The organism is Pseudoalteromonas sp. SR45-5 (assembly GCF_014163565.1).
GTDB classification, from domain to species: domain Bacteria; phylum Pseudomonadota; class Gammaproteobacteria; order Enterobacterales; family Alteromonadaceae; genus Pseudoalteromonas; species Pseudoalteromonas distincta.
On record NZ_JACJDN010000324.1, the window covers coordinates 1 to 4,456 of the forward strand.

A 4,456-nucleotide genomic window follows, 5' to 3' on the forward strand; every position below is an offset into this window, starting at 1 on the left:
TTACAGACGGCCTCCATCTCGTTTTGGATTGAATTCTTTAAGTGTAAAACTTTCACTGCTTATATCTGCTATTTGTTTAATAGCAGGGGTATGTGCGGCTGCCTTAATGCTTAAATCTGAAGAGAAACAACTTGTTTTTGAAGAACATGAGGTGTTAAAAAGCTCTACAGATTTATTAGTGAAGCAGTTTAATGAGCGTATTAAAACAAAAATAAATATTGCTCAGCAAGCTAATAACGTAGTGACAGAGCAGCTTTTTCAATCTAATTCACCAATTAATTTAGGTAATAAATCACAGTTACAGTTTAATAGCGATGGTACGATTCGAAGTGCCTCGGCTGACGGATTATCAGCAGCATTTTTACCACAGCAAAATTACTCTCCTTTTTATAAACGCCTATTTAATGATTCTGAAATGTTATGGCGTATAATTTCTCCGACTCTGGTACATGACTTTTTTAACTTTTATTTAATTACCGATGACGATTTCATTCGTGTTTCTCCTCCAAACTGGGCATTAAATGCACCAGCCGAGTTTAGAGTTACGCAAGGTACAACGTATAAATATATTAAAAGTATGTTGGGGTCAGAGCGAGAGCCTGCATGGTCAAAAGTTTATTACGATACAGTATGGCGAAAGTGGGTTATTAGCTTACTAGTGCCGGTGTATGTTGATAACGAGTTTTTAGGTGTAACGGGAAGCGATATTTCCCTTAATAAACTTATTTCATTTTTACCTGTTGGCGATAAAGAAAAACACTTACTTGTATTTGATAGTAAAGGGCAATTGTTAGCCCATCCCAATCTAAACCCTGCATTATTAGCTGACTACGGTAGTGACAATAAAGCACTCGCTACTAACGAATTTGTAAACCCAGAACTGCAGTCAATTATTGACGATGCAATTGCGGTGAAGTTACCAGAATACGCCAATTCATTTGAACAAAATGATGAAGCTCACATTATTAATATCCGTAAAATTGATGATTTAGATTGGTACATAGGGGTTTATAAAAAACGTTCATCAACGTTATCTGCGTTACAAGATTTAAAACTGAAGTTTTTTGGACTCTTTATTTTATACGCAATATTAGTTGCCTTATTGCTGCATCAGGCGCTTTATCAACTAGTGCTTCGGCGTTTACATACTTTAGTTTATGCAGTAACAAGCTTTGGTAAAGGTCAGCTAACAACAGAGTTTCCGCCAGAAAACAAAGATGAGATTGGTACGCTTAATGGCTCATTTAGAGACATGACGGTAGAAATCCGCAAACTTATTGATGGTTTAAACCAAAGAATTACAGAAAAAGAAATTGCTGAAAAAGCAGCTAATCGTTTATCTAAAGCGGTAGCGTTCTCGGGCACTGGGGTTGTGATCACCGATGAAAATTTTGTCATTGAGTACGTAAACCCCAAAATGCTCGAAATGACAGGCTATCCAGAAAGCCATTTTAATAGAGCACCATTACTTAATATTATTGCCTCAGAAATGTCTATTTTAATTGAAGATATAGACATAGATTTACGCAGCCGTAATTACTGGCGCGGGGACACATTAATAGCTGGTTTAAACAAAGAGCCAATTTGGGTGTCTTTAAGTGTTTCGCCAATTCGTGAAGAGGGCGGTGAAATAACCAGTTATGTAGCATCAGCACAAGATATTTCGTTTGTAAAAGAAAGCCAGCGTAAAATGGAACAATTGGCTTACTTTGACACCCTTACGGGACTTGCCAACAGAACATTTTTTAGAATGCAATTGCGTAAATCAATGGCATTAGCAGAGCGCGGGCATTATGCATTTGCTTTGTTTTACTTTGATTTAGACGAATTTAAGCGTATTAACGACACATTAGGGCACGATGCTGGCGATCAATTATTAATTGAAGTGGCAAACAGACTTAAAAAACGTTTACGAGCCGAGGACACCATAGCGCGCTTAGGTGGTGATGAATTTGCAGTGTTGCTCAGTGGTATAGAAAGCCAAGCTCACGCGGCTGATGTTGCCAATACAATTCAAAAAACACTGAACGTGCCCATAAAACTAGGTAGCAATGAAGTTATTGTCAGTGCAAGTATTGGTATAACTATGGCTCCTTACGATAGCTTAGAGGAAGATCAGTTACTCAAACATGCTGATTTGGCAATGTATGAGGCAAAAGCAAAAGGACGTAATACCTTCCACTTTTATAGCCAAGAATTAAACGCGGCCGCAAATGAGCGTTTATTTATCGAAAATGAGTTACGTATAGGGCTCAAAGAAAAGCAATTTGTAGTTTACTACCAACCTCAAGTTGATAGCCGTACTCATCAGGTCGTTGGTTATGAAGCGTTATTAAGATGGTTCCACCCAACTGAAGGCGCAATCCCTCCAGATAAATTTATTCCTATTGCAGAAGCGACAGGCCTTATAGTTGAATTAGGTGAATGGGTGCTTCAAGAGTCTTGTGATTTTGCCGTAAGATTGGCAGAACAAGGTCTAGAAAATAATATATCGATAAACTTATCGGCCCGCCAGTTTAAAGACTCAAGCTTAGTTACAACACTGAGCAAAATGATAATTAAGTCGGGTGTTTCAGCAAAGCGCCTTCATTTAGAGCTGACCGAAAGCATGCTAATGGGTAATGTAGAGGCAGCCATTACACAATTGCACGAGCTTAAAGCATTAGGTATATCTATTTCTATTGATGACTTTGGTACAGGTTATTCGTCGCTCAGTTACTTAAAACGGTTCCCGGTTGATATATTGAAAATTGACCGTTCATTTGTAAAAGATATCCCAGAGGATACAAATGATATGGAAATCACTGCAGCTATTATTGCCATGGCGCAAAAGTTAAAGCTAGACGTGGTCGCAGAAGGGGTTGAGACAATAGAGCAGATGCAGTTTTTACAAAATAATAATTGCTTCATTGTGCAAGGCTATTATTTTAGTAAGCCAATTGCTGAGCACGAACTACCGAATTTGTATGAAAGGTTAAATGAACTCGCAAATAGCGAAGTAACTAGTTAATAAAATTGCGGGTTAACCACCCGCAATTTTAACTTTAAATTTTAACGCTTCTAAAATGCCTTTTAGTTTATCTCGGTCATCACCTTGTACTTCAATAATGCCTTCTTTTACTGCGCCGCCTTGGCCCATTCTGCTTTTTATAGTTTTAGCTAACTTTTTTAAATCATGATCTTTTGGATCAATGCCAACAACTAGCATTACGCCTTTGCCTTTACGCCCTTTTGTTTGACGCTCAATGCGAATAAAACCATCTTTAAAAAGTTTAGCGTGCAACTCTTTTTCTGGTTTCGGCTGGTCAATGCGACCCGTACTAGTTGAATATACTAAGTGACTATCACTCATACCTTACCTTTGTGGATAAAAATGAATTAAATACTGGTGTAAATGATAGCAAATTTGAAGTTGTGTGTTTTTCTTTTTGCTAAATACTTTTAACAGGTTATATTTAGTTCAAAGGAAATATTATTGGAGTTTAATATGAGTTTAACTAAGAATGAATCAGTCGATGGCACTACATTAACAATACAAATTAAAGGTAAGTTTGATTTTAATTTAGTGCAATCGTTTCGCCAAGCTTATGCTCAAATGAGCGAAAGTAATACAAAAGGTGCGGAAGTCGTGATAAACTTAAACAGTCAGCTTTATAAAAGAGTATAAAAACATGAGCAGTTCAGCCTTTTTGTTATTAGATCAAGAGCCAATTAACACTATTGGTATTAACGTTTTAGAACCTTTGTTAAAAACGCAAGGCCTTGACGTAACCACGGGTACTAATATTTTAGATATACCTGAAGGGACTCGACTTTTGTTTATCGAAACATCTAGCAAGGATGCATGGGGAAAACTAAAAGAACAACTAGTAAACCTACGTATTAAATGCGATATCATATTATTTAATCTAGACGAGAACCCTGAGCTTGCTAATCGTGCATTGTTGAGCGGTATTCGTGGCGTATTTTACACAACAGATAACGCCGATGTATTAATGAAAGGTATTCGTTTACTACTTGAAGATCAGCTTTGGTACCGTCGCGATATTATGTGTAATGCATTAAATCGTATGCTGCAATTTAATAAAGATGCGCTGCATAAACTAACCGAAGGGGATATTGAGCCTGTTAAACTTACTAAGCGAGAAAAAGCAATAATCTCACTAATGAGTAAAGGTTCGAAGAATAAAGAAATCGCTGAAGATTTAAGTATCAGTCCACACACAGTTAAAACACATTTATATAGCGCATTTAGAAAAACTAAATGTCGTAACCGTATTGAGCTCCTATCTTGGGCACAACAAAATATCCCTGATGAAATTCGTTAATCATATATTTAGTTTAAAATTAAAAACAGACACTTAGGTGTCTGTTTTTGTATGTGTTACACACTTATTTAATACCAATTTGATTGCCTAAGTAATCTGTTTTGATAATTGGTATAAGTGTATACTTT

3 protein-coding genes and 1 pseudogene are annotated in these 4,456 nt (G+C 36.7%); 3 read left to right on the top strand and 1 reads right to left on the bottom strand.

Going from position 1 to position 4,456, the window contains the following annotated elements:
* A partial coding sequence (locus H5072_RS12480; protein ID WP_259395940.1) for an EAL domain-containing protein occupies positions 1-3,010 on the top strand: 3,010 nt, incomplete at its 5' end.
* Positions 3,011-3,022: 12 nt separating this feature from the next.
* Here the strand turns inward: H5072_RS12480 and H5072_RS12485 are convergent.
* Positions 3,023-3,352 carry a stress response translation initiation inhibitor YciH gene (locus tag H5072_RS12485; protein ID WP_182693705.1) on the bottom strand — a complete coding sequence of 110 codons (330 nt, stop codon included), beginning with the start codon at positions 3,350-3,352 and terminating at the stop codon, positions 3,023-3,025.
* Between the two features lie 135 nt (positions 3,353-3,487).
* Between H5072_RS12485 and H5072_RS12490 the strand changes: the two are divergent.
* Positions 3,488-3,596: pseudogene (locus tag H5072_RS12490) on the top strand (anti-sigma factor antagonist); the annotation flags it as partial.
* 75 nt (positions 3,597-3,671) lie between these two features.
* Positions 3,672-4,328, top strand: a complete 657-nt coding sequence (locus H5072_RS12495) for a response regulator transcription factor (RefSeq protein ID WP_004334929.1) — start codon at positions 3,672-3,674, stop codon at positions 4,326-4,328.
* Positions 4,329-4,456: the final 128 nt, after the last annotated feature.

Coding starts and splice junctions, on each gene's coding strand:
- H5072_RS12485 (WP_182693705.1), bottom strand. CDS start 3,352: ATGAGTGATAGTCACTTAGTATATTCAACTAGTACGGGTCGCATTGAC.
- H5072_RS12495 (WP_004334929.1), top strand. CDS start 3,672: ATGAGCAGTTCAGCCTTTTTGTTATTAGATCAAGAGCCAATTAACACT.